We start from the raw sequence: 21,338 nt of genomic DNA, 5'->3' as shown, positions 1-21,338 counted from the left end.
GACCATTTGCGTACTCCACAATATCATTTGTAAGCGCTTACAAAACACATATCAAAATGTAAGCGCTTACAGCACGAAAAAACAAAGCTCAAAAAACAATTAATCTGACAATAATCTGTTGAAACCGGGGTTCAGTTATGAACATTGAAACAACGCACATTACACGTTTACTTGCCGCTATCTCTTTAGTTACGTTAGCTGGCTGTGGTGGCGACTCTGCCACTAAATCAAATTTTGAAAATGTAGATGCCTCTGAACCAGTATCAGATTGGCAAATGGTTTGGAGCGACGAGTTTGAAGGCTCAGCCATTGATACAAACAAATGGAACTATGAATTAAACTGCAATGGCGGTGGTAACAACGAGAAACAGTGTTACACCGACAGCGAGCAAAATGCATTTATTGCAGACGGTGTGTTAAACATTGTTGCCCTACCCGCTGAAGAAGGTGCAGAAAAACCTTACACTTCAGCGCGCTTAAATACGCGTTACAACGCTGACTTTACGTATGGTCGCTTTGAAGTGCGCGCCAAACTTCCATCAGGACAAGGTAGCTGGCCAGCATTTTGGATGCTGCCAACAGATGAAGTTTACGGCACTTGGCCTCGTTCTGGCGAAATAGATGTTTTAGAATCAGTAAATCTTAAAACACCGGATGAAGACGGTGGAATAGAGTCAAGCATCCACGGCACACTTCATTACGGACGCGCGTGGCCAGATAACAGCTCTACGGGCAAAGAATTTAAATTCCCTGAAAATACTAACCCGGCAGATGATTTCCACACGTATGCTGTTGAATGGCAAGAAGGTGAAATTCGCTGGTACGTAGACGGTTACCTTTATGCAACTCAGCGTCAATCAGAAGTTCGTACTAATGCAAGTGACGAGGCTGTAGGTCTAAAACACCGTGGCTGGTTTGCAGAATATTTTGAGCAAGGTTCTGGCGAGCTTGAAACTCACTGGGATAGCGCACCATTTGATAAAGATTTTCACTTATTGCTAAACCTAGCAGTAGGCGGTGACTGGCCTGAAAACGTAAATGATTTAGGTGTAGATGCTAGCGCATTTGAAAACGGCCAAACCTTTGCTATTGATTACGTACGCGTTTATCAATGTGCATCAAACCCTGAAACAGGTAAAGGCTGTGAAACTATTCGCCCGGGTTACAATAGCCTAGACGATGCTTTGCTTGAAGGCGATGCACCAATTCCTAGCCCACCTTCGACAGGCATTGCAACACCACTGACTATTTTTGGTGAGTCATTTAATCCAAATTGGCCTGCATGGGATTGTTGTGGAGGATCTACTCCCGCTATTGTTGCAGATGAAACCCAAGGTAATGTAGTTGAATTTGTAGTAGGTGCAGAACCCACTGTAATGGGCTTTATTAGCCGTGAGATTTTTATTACTGACGAAGCAGGAAAAGCCAGCCCGTTTGATGCATCTCCAATGCTGGATGAAGGTTACGTTCGTTTTAAAATGAAAGTAACAAATGCACCAGGCACTGCTGATGCAGCTTGGCTTGTAAAACTTGAAAGTAATGAAGGTTCTAGCGCATTAGAAATGCCGATTACAGATAGCATTGAAGGCGTAAGTCCTGTTGTTGGCCAATGGCAAACTTATACATTTTTATTAAAAGATCTAGATGCTGCAAATTTAGATATTAGTGCAATTGATGTGATCATGGTGTTTCCAGCATGGGGCGCAGGTGAAGGCGCTGTTTATTTAATTGACGATGTTGAGATTACTCAAGATAACTTAGGCGTATCACCTGAGCTTACTATTTTTACTGATGAGCAAAACCTAGCATGGCCAATGTGGGATTGTTGTGGTGGCTCAACGCCTGTTGAAGCTATGGATGATGAAGAGCATGGTTTAACCGCAGAATTTAGCATTGGTGCAGAGCCTACTGTAATGGGCTTTAATAGCCGCACATCGTCAGGCGGCGCAGGTGAATCGTTTGATGCTAGTAGCATTTTAGATGAAGGCGTTATTCAATTTGATTTAAAAGTAACGTCTGCACCGAGTGACCCAACTACACCGTGGTTGTTTAAAGTTGAGTCAAACGAAGGTGACTCTGCAGTAGAGCTTGAATTAACGGCAAGTGTTGAAGGCGTAGCGCCAGTTACTGGCGAGTGGCAAACATATACGTTTAAGCTGTCTGATCTTGCAGCTGCTGGCTTAGATGTAAGTACTATAGATGTACTAATGATTTTCCCAGCGTGGGGTGCAGGTGAAGGCTCTGTTTACCGTGTAGATAACGTTAAGATTTATAATCCAAATGCAGCGCCAGCTGCAACGGGTGAGCTTACTGTATTTAAAGATGCAGCGGCCGAGCAATGGAGTATTTGGGATTGTTGTGGTGGCTCTACACCAACAACAGAAACCGATGATGACGCGCATGGCGCAGTAGCGCAATTTAGCATTGGTTCTACTGCTACAGTAATGGGCTTTATAGCTGATGAAGACGTATCGTTTGATGCCTCTGCAATACTTGAAAATGGTGTAGTTCAATTTGATATGAAACTAGTCTCTGCGCCTTCAAATATTGATGCTCAGTGGCTATTTAAAATTGAATCAATTGGTACATCAAGCGCAGTAGAGCTTGCTTTATCAAGCAGTGTTGAAGGCCAAGCACCTGTAACGGGCGAATGGCAAACATACACCTTCCCTCTTCAGCAATTGTTTGATGCAGGCTTAGACATTAGCGCATTAAACGTAATTATGGTTTTTCCTAGCTGGGACATGGGCGATGGCGCGCTTTACCGTATAGATAACGTGATTATTGCAAATCCATAAAACACACACCAATGGGCGCTTAGCGCCTATTGCTACACAACAACATTTTATAAAGCAGAGCTATTATGAACACATTCAATTTTAAAAAGAGCCAACTTGCGGCTTCTGTGTCTCTCATCATTGCTGCGAGCACATTAAACACAGCTATCGCTGCAGAAGCAGACATATCAGCAAAGCCTGATGTAGAAATTATTGAAGTAAAAGGTATTCGTGGTTCACTTATTCGTTCTATGGATATGAAACGCGACTCTTCGGGTATTGTAGATGCTATCTCGTCTGAAGAAATGGGTAAATTCCCAGATACAAACTTAGCAGAATCATTACAGCGTATTACCGGTGTATCGGTAAGCCGCGCTAACGGTGAAGGTAGCCAAATTACAGTACGTGGTTTTGGTCCAGAGTTTAACTTGATTACCTTAAATGGCCGCCAAATGCCGGGCACAGGTTATACACGCTCGTATAACCTTGAAAACGTTGCCTCTGAAGGCGTAAGTGCGCTTGAAGTGTTTAAAACAGCTCGTGCAGACGTGCCAAGCGGTGGCTTAGGTGCAACGGTTAATATTTCTACTGCGCGACCTTTTCAAAAGCCAGGTCAAAATTTTTCGGCAACCGTTAAAGCAAACCACGACTCGTCGAACGAAGCTGGCGATGACGTAACACCAGAGTTTTCTACTGTTTACAGCAATACCTTTGTAGATGACACTTTTGGTTTCGGTTTTTCATTTTCGCACCAAGAGCGTGACTTTCAAAAACAAAGTGCCAATATTCAAGGCTGGCAGGCAAACGTAGACTTACCTGAATTAGATAGCAGCAACGTAGTTGATAACCGCACAGATTCTGCAGGTAACTACTACTTCCCTAAAGACATGAACTACTCTATTGAAGATGTAGAGCGTGAACGTACAAATGGGCAAGTTACTTTTCAATACGCACCGGTCGATGGCTTTGTAGCAACACTTGATTACACAGCAAGTAAAGCTGTAACTGGCTCTCAAAGCATTGGTTGGGGTATTTGGAACGACTTTGGTAGCAATATAAATGGCTACGAACTAGATGAAAATGGCACTGCAGTATATGCAGACATTAGCGGTAATGACGCGTCATTCACAGCTAATAAAGGCACTACAGAAGTAAAAGCCCGCTCTCTTGGTTTAAACCTAGATTGGGAAATTAGCGACACGTGGCACGTAGAGCTTGATTACCACGACTCTAAAAACGAAACCGATAACGGCGCCGACAACGGGCTGGGAAGTGCAGGCCAAGTAATTTTAGGGTCTGATCAGCTAGCTAATAAAATTTATGATTACCGCACGGGCGAAGTACCTAGTGCACAAGTTAATTGGTTAAATGGCACAAGTGAATTAACGCCTGGCGAAATTGATTCAAACTTTAGTCAGTTTACTCACTCGCCGGGTGAATCAAACATTGAACAATTACAGCTGCACACAACATGGTATAACGAAAGCTATGACATTGGTTTAGTTAAAGTTAAATTTGGCGCATCACGTACAGAACAAAACACAGGTGGTTACACCGCGTGGAGTGGTTTAGTAGGTGGCCCAGGTTTTAACCCATCATATACAGAAATATTCCCAGACGGCATGTTTACCCGTAATGATACATCAGGCCTTTTAGATCAGTTTGATGGCGGCGGCAGTGACTTACAACCTGGTTACTACTATACCTATGACTTTGACGAAGCTGTTGCACGCCAAATTGCTTACTTAACGGCAGATGTTACAGGTGGCGATGCATATGCCGCTAATGCATACGCAGACGGAATAGATAGCGAGAGCTACGTAGAAGAAATCACTAATAGCTTTTATGTTCAATCAAGCTGGGAGTTTGACGTAAGTAACTACTACGTAAAAGTAAATGCAGGCCTACGCTATGAGCAAACAGACGTAACCAGTACTGTACGTCAACGCGTTGAAGATCAAGTTAACTGGATCAGCGCTTCAGAGTGGATCATGCAATACGCTGCGGGCGGCGATGATAACTTCTTAGAACAACAAGGTGATTACGATGTTTTACTACCTTCAATCGACGTAAGTGTTGATTTAACTGAAGACGTAGTAGCTCGCGTATCTTGGGGTAAAACAATGTCGCGTGCACCACTAGGTAATTTAGCCGGTGGCCGTAGTTTAACAGGCAGCCCAAAACCGGGTTCTCGTACAGGTAGCCAAGGTAATACAAACTTATTGCCGTTTGAATCAACAAACCTTGATTTATCACTTGAGTATTACTACGCAGAAGGTAGCTACGCGTCTGTTGGTTACTTTAAAAAAGACGTTGATAACTTTATTCAAACCACCATTACGCAAACCACTATTGATGGCTTGCACGATATTTTAAACGGCCCTCGTTACTTACAAGCCGTAAGCGATATTGAATCACGTGGTGAGCAAGCAACAACCGACGCTATTTTTGCACAAATGATTGCCAGCGGTTACGGCAATGCAAATGGCGTTATTGAACCAAACAGCGACGATCCGCTAATTACATGGAATATTAGCCAGCCACAAAACACCGACAGTAAATCGGTAGATGGTTTTGAAGTTGCAGTTCAACATCTAATTGGTGAAACCGGTTTTGGTATTGGTGTTAACGCAACATTTGTAGATGGCGACGTAGAATTTGATAGCGAAAGCCTTGATCAACAAGCACCGCTTACAGGCTTAAGTGACTCAGCTAACTTCCAAGGCTTTTACGAAAAAGACGGCCTATCAGTTAAAATTACTTACGCATGGCGCGACTCATACCTAATTGGTGTAGGCCAAGCGCAAGGTTCAGCCGATGCGCCTCCGCAATATGCTAAAGCCTACGGCCAATGGGATATGAGCGTTAACTACGATGTAAACGAAAACGTAACGGTATTTTTTGATGGCATAAACTTAAACAATGCCACCGAAGAGGGTTACGGACGTTACGAAGAGCAGTTCTTATTTGCTAATCAGTACGGTCCACGTTACTCAATTGGTGCCCGTTACACGTTCTAACTAAATTTCCTTTAGTAAAAAATGCAAAAAACCGCTCACTGAGCGGTTTTTTATTGTCTTAACTCTTAGCTATTTACCAGTAATGAGCAGTTAACCTCCGACCTTTGGTAAAGGTTTCTTACTTAATATCTCAAATGTAATTAAATCCACAAGCATTGAATAAACCACATTATTATTAATAAAAATAACAAAAAGCTCACCGTCAGAATTTAAACCTGATTCAATTATACGATTATAATCTGTAATAATTTCAGTGTAATTAGAGCCATCAACTTTACTTAAAGCAAAGGTCCGATTGTCGGTATTATCCAGTTTATTATCTAAATTAGTATCACTATTTATTACCTCATAAGAGATAATACGGGTGGCTGATCTTTCATTAAACTCATCATCTACAAGTGGCATTATATCTATAATCAACTGATCTATAGATTTAAATAACCAAACAGAGTTATTAGTAATGCTATTAATGAAGAGAACGTTTCTTGATCTAGTTGGTTTATAGCTACTTCCGCCAAACTCACTATACATCCCCAGTACTTCACTTTTTTCTACAAACAGTTTTTCGGACTCAAGTGCAATAAAATAAAAATCGGTGCCACTTATTTTATGTGGATAACCTAAGCGCCAGTTTTCTTCTTTGTTGTCGTCTTGAGCTAAATTTAATGTTGTTTGTTTTATGAGGTTTTGATCTTTAAAAATAACAGAAGCAAGTTGAAATAAAACAAACAACATCGCAATTATAAGCCCACTAAATAAAACCAGCCCATTAAGATGCCATACCCATTTAAAAAATTTATCTGATTTCATGTTATTCCAACTTCTAAACTACTTAATTTTAAAGTAGATAATTATCAACTAGTATTTTTTAATCTGCTCAAGCAACACATTAGTTGTCCAATCAATGCCGTTATACGCAACATCCGGCTTATAAAAATCTCCTGCTCCACGAGCTCTATTTACATATACTTTATTTGGCACTACAACTTTACCGAAGCCTGAAGGTAAATCAGCTAAGCGTACTTCCATATACATAGAATCAGCACTGCTTGGCGCACCGAATAACGTTGTATTTTCAAAAAGCTTAAACTTATCAAGCGCATCTAAACAAGCACTGGCGCACTGCGGCGGAACAATAACAAACACCTTGGTTTTAAAGTCACTAGTTAAAGGATTTTGTGGCATATTATTTAGCGTATTAGTTTCTTGTTCTACATAAAATGGGGCATCATTTTTAAGTGATAAAGCCATACCAGCTGCTACGGTTTTAACTATTTTCAATAATTCAGGCTGATCTTTTACAATCTCTAATAAAGACACTACATGGTCGGTATTATCTTTTGATGCTCTCCACCACACTTGCGTGTTTTGAGATTTATCATTTACTTTTTGTTCTACTACCTTTTCACCCCATAATTCTTTGGCTATTTGTGAGCTCCAATAAGATGAGCCACCTTGGTTATGACGCAAATCTAATACCACGGCTTTTGCAGTAAGTAACTTGCTACGCTGCTGTTTTATTTTTTCAAACACTTTATTGTATGCAGCAGTTTGTTTATCTGTTGATGAAAAGCTAGGCATAGCAATCCAAGCAATGTTTTTTTCAGGCCACGTTAAATCAATGGGAAGCTCATCACCGTTATAAGCATTTTCTAAATACTTGCTTGCTGACTTAGGCCTTACTGACCAATTTAATACGTGTGTATAGGTATCGCTATTGGCTTTAACAAATTCACATTTTTTTAGAGGGGTTAAAAATGGATTGCCCTCGTCAATTAGTAACCGCCAACCTTGCTGCCACCAATGCCCAGGTTGTGCAACTTCACCATGAAACTTAAATATTCTCTCACGCATTAAGGTATCAGTGCTTTGCCCATCACATTGGCTTACAACGTCGCCTTTGCTAATATTTTTGGTTTCGCTGTAATACACTTTTAGCGCGTCACCTCGCCATACAGCTCTAAAGCCCGGCCAGCGGCGCGCGGGTCTATCTACACTTGAAAACGCACCAGCGTGACCATCTTGTAAAATAGTGCTAAAGCGCGCAATTGCCGCTACATGCGCCTGCGGCCCACTCGCTTGAGCCGACAATGTAAGTGCCTCCGCTTTTGCTTGATTTAATAAATCAGGGAAAGTTGGGTTATTACTATCAAACATACCAGGGTGATTATGTGCGGTAATACTATAAGCCGCGTTAATATCGCGCTCTGTTATGCTGCGCCACTGCTCAGGCGTGGCTGGTAATGCTTGGTTTTTAGCTGCATTAACAATAGGTGATATTAGAAAAGCAGCGAGTAATACATAGTTGGTTGTTGTTTTTTTTATAGTCATAAAAATCCATTTAATTATTTACCAAAATAGAGCTGCGGTAGGAGTAACTTTTATACTTTGTAATTATTGTTTAAATTCAGGCTTTAATAACCCATAGCACCTCAAGTCATGAAACTCATTTTTCCAGTAACCACTTGCACGGCGAATACCTTCTTCTTTGAAGCCTAGCTTTTTCAAGACCGACTCTGAGGCAAGATTGCCAATCATAGTATCTCCTTGAATTCGGTATAGTTCACCGAATACAAGTTGATTTGAGAATGCAGCATTAATAACCTCATGTAATGCTTCAGAGGCAAACCCACACCCCCAATACTCAGAAGCTATTTCGTACCCTATGCTGGCATTTTTCATCTTTTGGTTCCATGTATTAAAGCCGCAAGTGCCAATTAACTTACCTGTAGTCTTTAGACGAATAGCCCATCGAATACCAATATTCTCAGTGAAGCGAGCATTGAAAAAATCAATTAATTTAGCTGATTGAGCTTCTGACTTATAAGCCTCTATATCGTAAAATTTAACAACTTCTGCATCTGAATAGATATTTAGAAGTGCTTCACTATCGCTTGCTGATAAGCTAGTAAGTATCAGACGTGCTGTTTCTAGCTCTGGGAAATTCATAAGCTCTCCGTGCCATAACCGAGTTTACAAAAACACCCGCGTTAAATTCATTCTATTTGTGCACAAACCATAGCTGAGTTCCTATTTTGGTTCAATTGCTACTTTCTGTTTTTTAACCTAGCGAGCTCTCTTGATTTAATTTTTAGCACTTTAATTTTAGCGCCATACCAATTAGCCATAGGTGCTGCTGCAATACCGTGTATTAAAGTACTCATCCATACAGCGTTAATCGCAATAATTAAAACTGAGTGACCGTACTGGCCTAAAATATCTTTAGAAATAATAAGTGCAAAAAGCGCTGTGGCAAGACCTCGAGGTCCAAAGAAACCCATAAACACTTTTGTTAATGTCTTTGCTTTTGTACCAATTAGCGATAGGTAAATAGCAAGAGGGCGTACAATAAATATACTCACTAAAATATAACCAACTACGGGGAAGGTTAAGTGCTCTATAGCTGAAGGCAGTAAACCAAGCCCAATAATAACAAACGAAGACCATATTAACATTTGCCCTTCGCTTTCAGTAAATTGGTATATAAATCGGCAATGCCCTTTTACACTATTGCCAAAAGCTAAACCTGCAACAAACGCTGATATAAATCCATTTCCGCCCAGTAAACTTGCCATTAGGTATGATGTGCCGGTAAGTGCTAAAACACCAATGCCTTCATATATAGTCGATGATATTTTTTTTGACTCAGAGTATAAAAATAAACGTCCGCTCGAGAACCCCATTAATGCGCCAACCAAAATACCTATAAATATTTGGCTAAATCCAAACACTAACCATGACATTTCATTTTCTTGAGAGCCGGTTTCCATAGCAACTATACTGGCAAAAAATAAAATAACAGGTAATGCTAGTCCGTCATTTAAACCGCTCTCAACTGATAAACTTTGTCGCTCGTTTAAAGGTACGCTCTCATTGCTAACAACAGCTTGCCCTAAAGCCGCATCAGTCGGTGCTAAAATTGCCGCAACTAGGGCTAGCATGGCCCAAGGCCACTGTGGGAAAAACAAATAAGCAAAGCCTGTACCAATCAAAATACTCAACGGCAAACCTATCAATAGCATTCTTAAAGGCCATGTATTTTGCCTTTTTAATCTTCGTAGGTTTATTTGTGAAGCATCTAAAAATAATAATACAACTAGCGATATTTCTGCTATTAAATACACGGTTTCATGTGCATCGCCTATATTAATAAGTCCAGCCTGTGATACGGCAAAACCAATACCCAAAAATACCATTGGTGCGGTAATAATGGTTGTGGACAGCTTTTTAGCTAGCATAGAGTAAGCACTAACTGAGAACAGAAGAATGAGTAATCCTATTTCCATTGGGAAATCCTATTAGGCATGGCTTGGTATTTTTATTAGAAAATATCAGGGTTGAGGTTAGTTATATTAAATCAGCACAATTTATTGAATTAATTTGTATAAGCTTATTTTTAACTCTAGTCTAAATAATAACCGGCACCTAAATGATATTAGCCTGCCGGTTACTTTTAACTTTTAATATGCAAAAGCTTATTTAGCAGCTGCACGTTTTGCGTCTAAACCAAGTAACTTATCAATAGACAAAAAGCCAGGCCCACGAGCAAAAATCACTAATAATGAAACAGCCCACCACGATGCCGGATTAATCCAATGATCCAGTGTAGGAAAAACTGCAAGCTGAATAAACAATGTCATACCAATAAGGCCCAGTGCTGCAAAGCGAGAAAACAAACCGATAATCAGTAATATTGGAAGCAGTACCTCAACAACACCAGCAACCACAGCAAGCGTTTCAATTACTTTTACAAGAAATGAGCCATCAACATAATCTAAGGTTTGAGGATTACAAAGCTGCAAAGCACCTTCTCTAACTGGATCAGGACAGAAAAATTCGTATTTAAATAGGTCGTATTTATCAACATTAAATTGTAAAAAGCCATCCCATTTGCTCAAACCAGAGTCTAGGAATACTTTAGCGACCATAAAGCGAAGAAAAAACAGCGCTATGGGCTCTAAGAACCGCGATAACTGCTCTCCCATCTGCACGTACAGTTGTTGTATTTTTTTTATCATGCCCATATTTGTTCCTACTCTTGTAATGTACTAATTGATTTGGATTTCTAATAATTCATTTTGTAAGCATGCTGTAAAAGCTTCGCTCACTTCAAAGTTTTCATCTACTGTTATTGCTGCATCAAAAGCTTCACCCAACGACCTACCTGTACCTTGTAGGGCCTGCATAAGTTTAACTTCAGCAGCGCAAAGGGAACGGGCTTGCACCGCACCTTGCAAGCGCCATAACATAATAAAATCCTCAGTAGAGGATTTAGTTACAGCGACATCATTATTATTTGTTTTTAGCGAAATCCATTCAAAAAATGCGCCTTCACTCACACTAAGTAGCAGTACACTGGGGTTAAGCTTTACATTAAGTTCAGTAAGCTCAGTACCTTGTTCCATTAGTTGAGTAACATATTCTATAGTTAAAGTTTCAGTTGAATCAGCGCTCATCAAACTCATTAGCCACGCGTAATCTAAATGCGCAATATCAACTAAGTTCGTATATAAACTTAGTGTACTTAGCTGATTTACAGTGACTTCAAAAATATGCTGATTTTCAATTTCACTATCTTTAATCAAGCCTGCAACAAAGTCTGGAAAGCTTAATCCGTATCCGACCAAAGTGCCCTGCTCTGGCGGAAAACGGTCAACATAAAGTCGTGCCATTTTTCGAAAGTTCTCACTACCTACTTTTTTTTCACACATAGGAAAATTAGCTATTAATGCATCAACACAGCCTTTATAAAACCCGTTACGATACACAGCTAGTCTTTTAATGTGCGATGGATTTTCGCAAAAATGCTCCATTGCACTTGGATCGCCCGTTCGCAAATAGCGAGTAAAAGCATCAATATATTGATTGGTACTCATCAGCGAACCACTTCTTTATGAGGTATATTTAAGCGACTTTGTAACTCACTTTGATTTAAATAGCTTTGCGCAGTTTCTCGCTCGCTCATAAGCTCTTCAAACGATGGAATATTCGCATCTCGCTCAACAAGCACTGGTCGCTGACCAAATATCTCAATTGCTTGTTCCAGCAAATCCCATACAGGCGTTGCTACCGGTGCTGCATGGCTGTCTATCAATAATGACTGACCAAGAGCTGGATCCGGATCGTGCCCTGCAATATGAATTTCTCCAACAAGCTCAGCGGGGATCTGCTTTAAATAATCAAGCGCATCAATACCCGTATTTTTACTACTGATGTATAAGTTATTAATATCGATAAGTAAGCCACAACCAGAACGCTTAGCTGCCTCAACTAAAAATTGAGGTTCTTCCATATCACTTATAAAATCTAAATAGTTACTTGGGTTTTCTACTAAAATTGACCGACCTATGCCCGTCTGGTAACAATCAATCCCATTAATTAAAGACTCAAGTGCATCTTGGGTGCGAGGTAAAGGCATTAAGTCTGCAAAATATTTTCCATCCGACTTAGACCATACAGCGTGTTCAGATACCAGTGCTGGTTGAAACTCATCAATCAACGCTTTAACTCGTTTAGTATGAGCAAGCATGGCTTTATGATCAGAGCCTAACGAACCGCCAACACCATGAAAACTAATATCAAAATTTTCACGTACAGCTCTCAAATAATTTAATCGAGGACCACCTGCCACAAAATAATTTTCTGTATGCACTTCAAACCAAAGATTATTATTTGTAGATGGCAGCTCTACCTGTAAAGCTAAAATGTCGTCAAGATGTTCTGGTTTTAAACTAAGACCTGCACCTAATTGCTCCCCAGCAACAATGCACTGGGGAAAACCTGCTTTATTAACCTTCAAGCGAGCCTTTACCATTAGGAGTTACAACTGATTCACATACGCCTTTAGGTGCATATGTCCATGCGTTAGCTTGGAAGTCTGTAGTTGAAGTGCCTTCACAACTCGTTCCTGCACCTGCTTTACAATCATTTTCACCCGCTAAAGCAATACCAAAACATTTATCTTTACGACCGCGAACTTTATCACCAGCTACCCAGCCTTTAAATTGCTCTTGTACTTTTGCTGAAGCACCTTCTGCAACGGTTAATTGACTGTTTGGACCTGCCACAGCACCCGCGCTTAAAACTGCTGCTGATGCACCGATTAATAAAGCCTTAGTTAAATTTACTTTTTTCATTTTTATGCTCCGGATTAAAATATTTTTTCTTGTTTTATCAATGATTGTTAATAATACCAATCCGCAATAATACTTAATCATTTTGCGGGGCTAAACGTGTCGCTACTTGCGTTAAAAAATTCTCATTTAGAACAACTAAATAGCGAATTTTTTGCCTAGCTATCAACACGTTTTTCCATCCTCAAAATAAATCACTTAATTAAGCGAATTGGTATAAAAACATTCATATTTTGATAAACAAGCACAATGGAGATAAGCAATATCGCCGTTTTATCAATTTAATAGACCTATCGTTGTTATAAAAACTTTCAGATTATTTGCTTACAATGAAAAACAACTGTAAACAAGAAGTAAATATAGTGGACTAAGCAGTTAATACAAACATTAGAAAAGCTAACCTAATTGTTTTGATAATGAATAAGCTTGGAAAAGTTCATATTTAGTGGATTAGATGCATTGAGGCACTTTGTTTTGGTAATGATCTACAAATAGAAATTTACTTAACTGAGGAAGGATAAAAATATTATTTAAAGGTTCCTTATATTTACACCACTCTATACTCGCTAAATTAGCGTTTTTTAAGTAGGACTCGTAAACACCGTCATTATAATGTTATTTTCTGCAACGCTAAAATGTTGGACTACATGGCCATTATCAACGGTTGATTGCCTATAAAAAAAGCGCTACAAATAGGTAGCGCTGGCATTATTACTTAATGGTTGTTTATTTAAAGCTTAGGCTCTTTATTTAAAAGAAGCCGAGCGGATCTTCGCTGTAGCTCACTAATAGGTTTTTAGTTTGTTGGTAGTGCTCCAGTGCCAGTTTGTGCGTTTCGCGCCCTATTCCTGATTTTTTATAACCACCAAACGCAGCGTGTGCTGGGTACATGTGATAACAGTTAGTCCACACTCGCCCTGCTTCTATTTTGCGACCCATACGATAAGCACGATTCATGTTTCTGCTCCACACACCTGCACCTAAACCAAACTCAGAGCTGTTGGCAAGCTCGAGTGCTTCGGCCTCATCTTTAAAGGTCGACATTGAAATAACAGGGCCAAAAATTTCTTCTTGGAACACACGCATATCGTTTGTGCCCTTTAATAACGTAGGTTGTATGTAGTAACCACCGTTTAAGTCATCACTTAGCTGCTCTACATTACCGCCAGTGAGTACTTCAGCGCCTTCTTTTTTGCCTATTTCAATGTAGCTCAGTATTTTATCAAATTGCGCTTTTGAAGCTTGTGCGCCAACCATAGTTTCGCTATCTAGCGGGTTTCCGCGTTTAATTTTTAAGGTACGTTCGAGTATTCGCTCAATAAACTGCTCGTAAATGTCTTCTTGAATAAACAGCCTTGATGGGCACGTACACACCTCACCTTGGTTAAAGTAAGCAAGCACGGCGCCTTCAATAGCTTTGGATAAAAACGCATCGTCTTTTTCCATTACATCATTAAAAAATATATTAGGTGATTTACCACCGAGCTCGACCGTTGAAGGAATAATATTTTCAGCAGCGCATTTCAAAATATGTGAGCCCACAGGCGTTGAACCTGTAAATGCAATTTTAGCGATACGCTTGCTTGTTGCCAGTGCTTCACCCGCTTCTTTACCAAAGCCGTTTACTATATTTAATACGCCTGCAGGGAGTAAATCGCCAATTATCTCCATTAAAACTAAAATAGAAGCTGGTGTTTGCTCAGCCGGTTTTAAAATTACACAGTTACCTGCAGCAAGTGCTGGCGCTAGTTTCCAGGCGGCCATTAAAATAGGGAAGTTCCACGGAATAATTTGCCCAACAACCCCTAGTGGCTCATGAAAATGATACGCAACGGTGGTTGCGTCTATTTCACCTATAGTGCCGTCTTGCGATCGTAGGCACCCCGCAAAGTAGCGAAAGTGATCTGCCGCTAGCGGAATATCAGCAGCGAGTGTTTCACGAATTGCTTTACCGTTATCCCATGTTTCGGCAACAGCTAGTAACTCTAGGTTTTGCTCAATTCGGTCGGCTATTTTTAGCAGTATGTTACTTCGGTCGGTCACCGACGTTGTGCCCCATTGCTCTCGCACTGCATGCGCTTTGTCGAGAGCCAGCTCTATGTCGTCTTTGTCTGAACGCGGTATTTGGCAAAATACCTTACCGTTTACTGGGCTTATATTATCAAAGTATTGGCCATTTACAGGCTTTACCCACTCTCCGCCAATGTAGTTTCCGTATTGTTGTTTAAAGTTTACGAGTGCGCCGTCGCTACCTGGATTTGCATATATCATGTGTGTGCTCTCTTTATTGTTGTTAGCTAAAGGTCGAACATTTATATAAAACAAAATGCTTTATATTTAATCGACATTAAACTAACAAGCGCCTAAAAACTTGATTAGCTGTCCACAAAAGTTGTCTGTGAGTCCAAACTAATAAAAACCTAAAGGATTGATATGCACACATCTCAGTTAAACAAAAAACGCCAACAACTTGATGTATTAATAGAAAATAAAGTCACATTCGCTGCAGATAGCAGTGAGTTGAGTATTTACGACACGTATCAAAGCGCGCAAAAGGTGGCACTGCACTCAAACGAGCTGCTGTTTTGTGCCATGCTTAGCGGCAAAAAGGTAATGCACGTAGAAAGCAGCCAATACCATAAAGCATTTTTACCACACGAGTCGTTTGTATTAGCGCCAGAGCAAGGTGTTTTAATTGATTTTCCACAAGCATCAATGCACGCCCCAACTACTTGTTTAGCGATTGAAATTAGCACCGACAAAATAACTAGCGTGGCGAATGCACTTAACATGCAGCAAAACTTTGCACACGATGGCTTATTTGAATATGTACCGCAGTTAGTGCATACCCAACATAATATTCAAACGCAGCAATTATTAGAGCGCATGGTGCATTTATTTAGCGAGCAAGGCGCACAGCGACATTACTTGATTGATTTGTCGTTAAACGAATTAATCACCCGTTTACTACAACAACAAAGCCGCGAGCTATTGCTGGCTAGCTGCGATAAGCCACGCCTTAAAACAAAAGTCAGCGATGCCCTGCTTTATATTGAAGAACACTTAAGTGAAACGCTCGACATAAATACCTTATGCAAAATAGCCTGCATGAGCCGCAGTAAGTTTTATCAGCAGTTTAAACTTGCATTTGGCACTAGCCCAGCCCTTTGGCAGCAACAATTAAGACTTAAAAAAGCGCGTGCTCAATTGCTACAAGGCCATGCAATTAGTAAAGTTTGCTTTGATGTTGGATTTAATAGCGCGAGCCACTTTAGTCGTTTATTTAAACAAACGTTTGGCATTGCGCCTAAAGAGTGTCGACATTAGCTCTAAAGGGGCATTACCTGAGTTGGCTGATATAATTTAAACGATTAAAACCCCATATTACGGGGCTTTAAATTAGAGTCATATCTATTGCTTTATAAAGGTGACACCTTTAGGTATTTCATCTTGGGGTAATCGAGTAGAGTGCATTTGCGATAACAACCATTTATCGCCCACTTTTGATACAACGGCACTTTCTAACCAATAAATATCAATACTTCTTTCGGTGTTTTTAATATTGGCTTTATTCCAGTAATTAATAAAAGCAACATCACCCACTACACGCGAATTTATAACACTAAAATAATTAGTTCTTATAAAGTCAGAAGGCTTAACAACATTTATAAAGTCATTAATAGTCCACACTTCACCGTGCTCTAAAAGTAAAAATGAATCATCAACGGCTGCACGCATTTGCGTGTGATCAACGTTAGAAACAGCCAAAAAAAGATCGCTCACCGGCGTGAATATATTGTTATCTTTTGCATGTATCGATGCCGAAAATATCAGGAATGTAATAAAGGTAAGTACTTGTTTCATTGTTTTTATAATGTGTAGTTTGCTCAATAATAATGAGTGTATTTTAATAGAGCAGTATTAACAATTGAAATAAACCGAATGTAACTACCTAACAATGTTACCCATAGAGCTAAAAAGCACTCTATAAGAGTGCTTTAATTTAATTTTTTCAATCAAGCTATTCGTCTAGCCAATCTATGGCTGCGGTAGCATTTTCAAAGTATTGAACCTCACCCGATATGAACCAGTTACCTATTTTTGCCATTCGAGCTTGCCACTCTTTATTACCGTAAATAGCTACTTTTTTAAATTCTTTAGAGTGTTTAACACCTAACTTTAAGTCATCCCACGCTGCGCGTAGTTCCCAACCTTCAAGTTCGCTACCATCTATTAAAGCATTGACAACTGGGTGCTTAACTTCGCCAAGAGCTGAATTTATCATTGGGGTAATTATTTTATAATCGTCGTGAGTAAGCGTACCAACGGCTTTAAGTTTTAAAAAAAACTCTCTTCCTGCACGTTCAAGACCAATCGATAAACCATGTGTTGTGTGTACCATTACTGCTCTCCTTAAATAGGCTGAGTGGTAAAAGTACACCTTCTAAAATTAATTAGTCCTGAACTAAATCAATAAATAATCTCAAATAAACGACTCAATTACGCATTTTGTACGCGAGATATCTGGTTTTCTACATCAGTTAAATGGCCCGTTTTAAGCCATACTTTTGCACCATTACTTCCCGCTTTAACGTTAACAGAGCTGTTAATAGGCACTCTTAACCAACTATTTTTTACAAGGGTATCGGCTTGTTCATCAAATGAGCCTTCAAGTACTAGCAGCTCTGCTCCACCTTTTGCGTTTATAACCATGCAGGCGCTGGGCTTAAAGTCCAACAAGCTTACGTCTTCAAAGTCGTCTTGGTATAAAGGGGTTACGGCTACATTTTTAAAACTAGGGTGCGCCGTACTTTGCATCAAGTCTGTTTGTAAACGCACGTGGGTTCGATCATCTGGCTGAAACTGCCATAACTTTACAAATATAACGCAGCCATTTTCAGACCCCGGTTTGTGCTTTGATTGCGGTGGATTACGGATATAAGAACCTGCCACAAAGTCACCGTGCTCATCTTGAAATACCCCTTCAAGCACAACAAACTCTTCACCGCCTGTATGTACATGCGGCGAAAATTCACTGCCAGGTGCATAACGAACAATGGTCGTGGCGCGAGCAACTTCGTCGCCCACACGGTCCAGTGCTCGTCTATCAACGCCCGCCATTGGCGATGCAACCCACGGGAGCGTTTCGCTATGTACCACAACTCGTTTACTAAAATCGGCAGCAATTTTCATATTTGGCTCCTAACCGTAACTCCACTTAAATTTTAAACTAACAACCTAATTAAGCCGCAACACTTGGGCGTTTTGCTACTTTTTCTTGCCATGCTAATAAATGAGTTAACTCATTCGGGATTGCTATTTGTGCAAATCCAGCAAATACCAACCCAGCATACAATGTAATATCAGCAATACTAAACTGCTCACCAGCAACAAACGCCGATTGCGCTAGTACATCATTAAAATAGCTAAACCCTTGGCGTGCTTTTTCGCCTTGTTTTTCCCCCCAAGCCACATTTTGATACGTTTCAAGCTCTGGACCTAAGCCATCAGTTGCATGATGAAAGTAAGTTGCCACAGCGTCAAGCACCATAGATTCTGCGCGTTTTTGCATCATGTTAATTACTGCACGCTCTTTTGCGGTTTCACCCATTAAAGATGGGCCTTCAAATGCGGTATCAATATACTCAGTAATAGCGGTACTTTCTGATATAAACGTGCCGTCATCTAGCTCTAATACGGGCACACCTGCTAATGGATTTTTAGCTAAGAAGGCTTCTGTTCTGTGCTCACCATTTAATAAATCAACAGGTACAAACTCAACATTTGCAGTGGCATTTTTTTCAGCTAAAGCGATACGAACACGAAGCGGGTTTGGAAAGTTTTCTACATCATAAATTTTCATAGCAATCTCTACCTTTATTGTTTAAAAGTGAATTAATGGCAGCAACCTACCTACCGATAGGTAATTTATAATATTAAACTAAATTTAAGTCAACGTTTAAATTTTTCTGATTTATAGGATTTAACTTAATTCATAATAAAATTAGGGGGTTGCTTAAAAATAAAAACGCTTGTAAATAACTACCTACTGGTCGATAATTTTGCTATACCAATTGCATTAAATAAGTGATCTATTATTGCGCTAAGAAAATAGCGCAATAACAAGGCGAAAATTATGACATCTAATTATTCTATATGAATAATTTTTAACGCAGTTAGTGAGTTGTTTAATGCGATACAATGATCATGTTTTAATAAAATTGGTATTACTGCAGATAGGAAAATATTAAAAGTGAGTAAAAAAGAAGCGTTATTAAAAGCAGCTGAAAACAAGGTGCGCCTTGGCGGGTACAGTAATTTTAGTTTTAGAGAGCTCGCAAGCGAAGTTGGAATTAAGAGCGCCAGTGTGCACTATCACTTTCCGACTAAGGCCGATTTAGGTGCTGAGCTTGCTCATCAATATACTAATTCTTTTTTAGCTGCGTTAGGCGAGCCAAGCGAGCTTAAAGCAAGCGGTAAAAATCCTATTGATGTGTACACTCAGCTTTTTAGAAGTGCATTAGTAACCGATCGTAAAATGTGTTTATGTGGTTTGCTAGGAGCCGAAAGCGATAGCCTTCCAGATAAAGTACGCCTTGAAGTAAAACGCTTTTTTAATCAAAATTTAACATGGCTTAGCGCTGCACATTTAGCTAATGGTGAACTCAACCCTACTAAAGCGGCTATTCAAACAGTGAGCTTGCTTGAGGGCGCTATGATGATAAGCAAAACGCTCGACGATAACAGTTACTTTGAACTTGCAACTCAGTAATACCTAAATTTAGTACACAAAAAAAGCGAGCTATTCATAATGAATAGCTCGCTTTTTTAATGCTTGAAATAACTTATGTGATTATTAAACCGCTGTTGGTTTAACTTTATGCTTAGAGTGCACAATAGCTAAAACAATTAAGCCAATCACTGTCACTACAGCGCCAATAGGTTTACCTAAATCGCTTGATAAGTTAAGACCAATTGCTGCAGTGCCAATATAAGAAACCGTTACCGCTGTTGCTATAACAGCAGGAACACTCGCAATCCAGTGGAATGCTCCACGGTCAAACAGGTACTTAGTGGCAAGCCATAATACGCTTGTAGAAAGCAGCATGTTTGAAAATGCAAAGTAGCGCCAAATTAACGAGAAATCGAGTTTCGTCATAAAGTATGCAATAGCAAGTATAGGTACCGCTACCAATAAGCGGTTACGTAAACTTTGCGGAATATTAAACGCATCAACAACGGTTAAACGTAGTGAGCGGAACGCTGTATCGCCAGAAGTAATCGGGAAAACGGCTACTGCAATAATTGCCATTATACCGCCAAATACACCTAAGTAACTGTTAGCTACATGGTTTACAACTAAACCTGGACCACCTTGATCAAGCAATGCTTTTAAGCCAGCGTAACCATCTGGGAACGCTGCAATACCTGCAAGTGCCCATACACAACCAACAATACCTTCACACATCATAGCGCCGTAATAAACTGGGCGTACGTATTTTTCGTTAGTTAAACAGCGCGCAATAATTGGCGCTTGAGTAGAGTGAAAACCACTAATAGCACCACAGGTAATTGTTATAAATAGCAATGGCCACGTTGGTAACCCATCTGGGTTTGGTTCTAAAAAGTCATGTGCGTGGTCAGCTTCAAAGTAAGCTAAAAAGTCACTTGGTACCGGTAAGTGCGGCGCATTAATTAGTAATGAAATAGCAATTGCCACTGTCATTACAATCATTAGCGCACCAAAAATTGGGTAAAACTTCGTGATAATTTTATCAATTGGTAGCAAGGTAGCTAAAAAGTAATACGCTAAAATAGCGAGTACCCAAAAGGTATTATTTGCCAGTATTGTACCTTCAAAGAAATCAAGGTTACTTAGCAAACCTGCAGGGCTCATAATAAATACTACACCTACAAAAAACAGTAGCATGGCAGTAAATACAAGCATAAAGCCTTTAAATACGACGTTGTAATAATGGCCTGCGATTTCTGGTAGGCTTTTACCGTCTTCTTTTATACTCATTACACCTGAGAAAAAGTCGTGTACAGCGCCACCTAAAACATTACCAAGTACAATCCATACTAGTGCAACTGGTCCGTATAAAGCACCTAAAATTGGGCCAAATATTGGACCTACGCCAGCAATGTTTAAAAACTGAATTAAAAATGCTCGTACAGGGTGAATAGCTACGTAATCAACACCTTCGCTAAAGCGTTTTTGTGGTGTGTCAGCAGTTGAATCCAAACCGGCTTGTTTTTCAACAAATGGGCTGTAAAACTTATAGCCCAGTATTAAAATAGTGAGGCAGATAAAAAAGATGATCATAAAGCACGTTTCTCTTTTTGTATTTTAGTTATAGAGCGCATTGTGTGTCGCCCCGCCTTTTCAATCCGTGAATAATCGACGA

Annotated in this window: 18 protein-coding genes; 4 read left to right on the top strand and 14 right to left on the bottom strand. The window is 39.9% G+C overall.

All coding sequences use genetic code 11. The features are described 5' to 3' along the window. The first annotated feature begins 137 nt into the window (after positions 1–137). On the top strand, positions 138–2,798 hold the full coding sequence (locus GQR39_RS10725) for a glycoside hydrolase family 16 protein (protein ID WP_165735595.1): 2,661 nt from the start codon (positions 138–140) through the stop codon (positions 2,796–2,798). A gap of 65 nt (positions 2,799–2,863) precedes the next feature. Beyond that, complete coding sequence (locus GQR39_RS10720) at positions 2,864–5,797, top strand: TonB-dependent receptor (RefSeq protein WP_076924249.1); 2,934 nt, start codon at positions 2,864–2,866, stop codon at positions 5,795–5,797. 90 nt (positions 5,798–5,887) lie between these two features. Here GQR39_RS10720 and GQR39_RS10715 read toward each other — a convergent pair whose 3' ends face one another. From GQR39_RS10715 to GQR39_RS10675, 9 genes are all read right to left on the bottom strand, one after another. Next, positions 5,888–6,607, bottom strand: coding sequence for a hypothetical protein (locus GQR39_RS10715; protein WP_165735594.1), 720 nt, complete (start codon positions 6,605–6,607; stop codon positions 5,888–5,890). A 48-nt stretch (positions 6,608–6,655) separates the two neighbouring features. Continuing rightward, the gene (locus tag GQR39_RS10710) at positions 6,656–8,128 is read right to left on the bottom strand and encodes a S41 family peptidase (protein ID WP_165735593.1); all 1,473 of its coding nucleotides are present in this window, start codon (positions 8,126–8,128) and stop codon (positions 6,656–6,658) included. 63 nt (positions 8,129–8,191) lie between these two features. Continuing rightward, a complete protein-coding gene (locus tag GQR39_RS10705; protein ID WP_165735592.1) occupies positions 8,192–8,746 on the bottom strand; it encodes a GNAT family protein in 555 nt (184 codons plus the stop codon). Positions 8,747–8,844: 98 nt separating this feature from the next. Then, the gene (locus GQR39_RS10700) at positions 8,845–10,083 is read right to left on the bottom strand and encodes a sodium:proton antiporter (RefSeq protein ID WP_165735591.1); all 1,239 of its coding nucleotides are present in this window, start codon (positions 10,081–10,083) and stop codon (positions 8,845–8,847) included. Between the two features lie 189 nt (positions 10,084–10,272). Next, a complete protein-coding gene (locus GQR39_RS10695) occupies positions 10,273–10,815 on the bottom strand; it encodes a DoxX family protein (RefSeq protein WP_231616707.1) in 543 nt (180 codons plus the stop codon). Between the two features lie 30 nt (positions 10,816–10,845). Beyond that, entirely contained in the window at positions 10,846–11,673 is an 828-nt protein-coding gene (locus tag GQR39_RS10690) for a DNA-binding domain-containing protein (protein ID WP_165735590.1), read from the bottom strand. Further along, the gene (locus tag GQR39_RS10685) at positions 11,673–12,596 is read right to left on the bottom strand and encodes a DUF692 domain-containing protein (protein WP_165735589.1); all 924 of its coding nucleotides are present in this window, start codon (positions 12,594–12,596) and stop codon (positions 11,673–11,675) included. The genes GQR39_RS10690 and GQR39_RS10685 overlap by 1 nt, the downstream gene beginning before the upstream one ends. Continuing rightward, a complete protein-coding gene (locus GQR39_RS10680) occupies positions 12,586–12,933 on the bottom strand; it encodes a DUF2282 domain-containing protein (protein ID WP_024591926.1) in 348 nt (115 codons plus the stop codon). The genes GQR39_RS10685 and GQR39_RS10680 overlap by 11 nt, the downstream gene beginning before the upstream one ends. Before the next feature lie 747 nt (positions 12,934–13,680). After that, complete coding sequence (locus GQR39_RS10675) at positions 13,681–15,201, bottom strand: aldehyde dehydrogenase family protein (protein WP_007584266.1); 1,521 nt, start codon at positions 15,199–15,201, stop codon at positions 13,681–13,683. A 162-nt stretch (positions 15,202–15,363) separates the two neighbouring features. Here GQR39_RS10675 and GQR39_RS10670 point away from each other — a divergent pair, with 162 nt between their 5' ends. Continuing rightward, positions 15,364–16,257, top strand: coding sequence for an AraC family transcriptional regulator (locus GQR39_RS10670; RefSeq protein ID WP_024593261.1), 894 nt, complete (start codon positions 15,364–15,366; stop codon positions 16,255–16,257). Positions 16,258–16,341: 84 nt separating this feature from the next. On the opposite strand, the gene GQR39_RS10665 is transcribed toward GQR39_RS10670, so the two are convergent. The 4 genes from GQR39_RS10665 to GQR39_RS10650 all read right to left on the bottom strand — a co-directional run bounded on the left by GQR39_RS10665 (position 16,342) and on the right by GQR39_RS10650 (position 18,793). Continuing rightward, entirely contained in the window at positions 16,342–16,794 is a 453-nt protein-coding gene (locus GQR39_RS10665; protein ID WP_165735588.1) for a nuclear transport factor 2 family protein, read from the bottom strand. A gap of 157 nt (positions 16,795–16,951) precedes the next feature. Then, on the bottom strand, positions 16,952–17,332 hold the full coding sequence (locus GQR39_RS10660; RefSeq protein WP_002960091.1) for an STAS/SEC14 domain-containing protein: 381 nt from the start codon (positions 17,330–17,332) through the stop codon (positions 16,952–16,954). A gap of 98 nt (positions 17,333–17,430) precedes the next feature. Then, positions 17,431–18,123, bottom strand: a complete 693-nt coding sequence (locus tag GQR39_RS10655) for a cupin domain-containing protein (protein ID WP_165735587.1) — start codon at positions 18,121–18,123, stop codon at positions 17,431–17,433. A 49-nt stretch (positions 18,124–18,172) separates the two neighbouring features. Continuing rightward, positions 18,173–18,793 carry a glutathione S-transferase gene (locus GQR39_RS10650; RefSeq protein ID WP_165735586.1) on the bottom strand — a complete coding sequence of 207 codons (621 nt, stop codon included), beginning with the start codon at positions 18,791–18,793 and terminating at the stop codon, positions 18,173–18,175. A gap of 390 nt (positions 18,794–19,183) precedes the next feature. Between GQR39_RS10650 and GQR39_RS10645 the strand changes: the two genes are divergently transcribed. Beyond that, the gene (locus tag GQR39_RS10645; protein WP_024597781.1) at positions 19,184–19,702 is read left to right on the top strand and encodes a TetR/AcrR family transcriptional regulator; all 519 of its coding nucleotides are present in this window, start codon (positions 19,184–19,186) and stop codon (positions 19,700–19,702) included. A gap of 84 nt (positions 19,703–19,786) precedes the next feature. On the opposite strand, the gene GQR39_RS10640 is transcribed toward GQR39_RS10645, so the two are convergent. Beyond that, positions 19,787–21,256 (bottom strand): carbon starvation protein A, encoded by a 1,470-nt coding sequence (locus tag GQR39_RS10640; RefSeq protein ID WP_165721703.1) that lies wholly within the window; start codon positions 21,254–21,256, stop codon positions 19,787–19,789. Between the last annotated feature and the right edge of the window lie 82 nt (positions 21,257–21,338).

The organism is Pseudoalteromonas sp. C8, from assembly GCF_011378685.1.
GTDB classification, from domain to species: Bacteria; Pseudomonadota; Gammaproteobacteria; order Enterobacterales; family Alteromonadaceae; genus Pseudoalteromonas; species Pseudoalteromonas arctica.
Note: the sequence above shows the minus strand (reverse complement) of the source record. Positions and strands in the feature narration are given on the sequence as shown.

Bases quoted from the DNA above. Each gene is read 5' to 3' on its own strand.
- GQR39_RS10725 (WP_165735595.1), top strand. From the start codon at position 138: ATGAACATTGAAACAACGCACATTACACGTTTACTTGCCGCTATCTCT.
- GQR39_RS10720 (WP_076924249.1), top strand. From the start codon at position 2,864: ATGAACACATTCAATTTTAAAAAGAGCCAACTTGCGGCTTCTGTGTCT.
- GQR39_RS10715 (WP_165735594.1), bottom strand. From the start codon at position 6,607: ATGAAATCAGATAAATTTTTTAAATGGGTATGGCATCTTAATGGGCTG.
- GQR39_RS10710 (WP_165735593.1), bottom strand. From the start codon at position 8,128: ATGACTATAAAAAAAACAACAACCAACTATGTATTACTCGCTGCTTTT.
- GQR39_RS10705 (WP_165735592.1), bottom strand. From the start codon at position 8,746: ATGAATTTCCCAGAGCTAGAAACAGCACGTCTGATACTTACTAGCTTA.
- GQR39_RS10700 (WP_165735591.1), bottom strand. From the start codon at position 10,083: ATGGAAATAGGATTACTCATTCTTCTGTTCTCAGTTAGTGCTTACTCT.
- GQR39_RS10695 (WP_231616707.1), bottom strand. From the start codon at position 10,815: ATGATAAAAAAAATACAACAACTGTACGTGCAGATGGGAGAGCAGTTA.
- GQR39_RS10690 (WP_165735590.1), bottom strand. From the start codon at position 11,673: ATGAGTACCAATCAATATATTGATGCTTTTACTCGCTATTTGCGAACG.
- GQR39_RS10680 (WP_024591926.1), bottom strand. From the start codon at position 12,933: ATGAAAAAAGTAAATTTAACTAAGGCTTTATTAATCGGTGCATCAGCA.
- GQR39_RS10675 (WP_007584266.1), bottom strand. From the start codon at position 15,201: ATGATATATGCAAATCCAGGTAGCGACGGCGCACTCGTAAACTTTAAA.
- GQR39_RS10670 (WP_024593261.1), top strand. From the start codon at position 15,364: ATGCACACATCTCAGTTAAACAAAAAACGCCAACAACTTGATGTATTA.
- GQR39_RS10665 (WP_165735588.1), bottom strand. From the start codon at position 16,794: ATGAAACAAGTACTTACCTTTATTACATTCCTGATATTTTCGGCATCG.
- GQR39_RS10660 (WP_002960091.1), bottom strand. From the start codon at position 17,332: ATGGTACACACAACACATGGTTTATCGATTGGTCTTGAACGTGCAGGA.
- GQR39_RS10655 (WP_165735587.1), bottom strand. From the start codon at position 18,123: ATGAAAATTGCTGCCGATTTTAGTAAACGAGTTGTGGTACATAGCGAA.
- GQR39_RS10650 (WP_165735586.1), bottom strand. From the start codon at position 18,793: ATGAAAATTTATGATGTAGAAAACTTTCCAAACCCGCTTCGTGTTCGT.
- GQR39_RS10640 (WP_165721703.1), bottom strand. From the start codon at position 21,256: ATGATCATCTTTTTTATCTGCCTCACTATTTTAATACTGGGCTATAAG.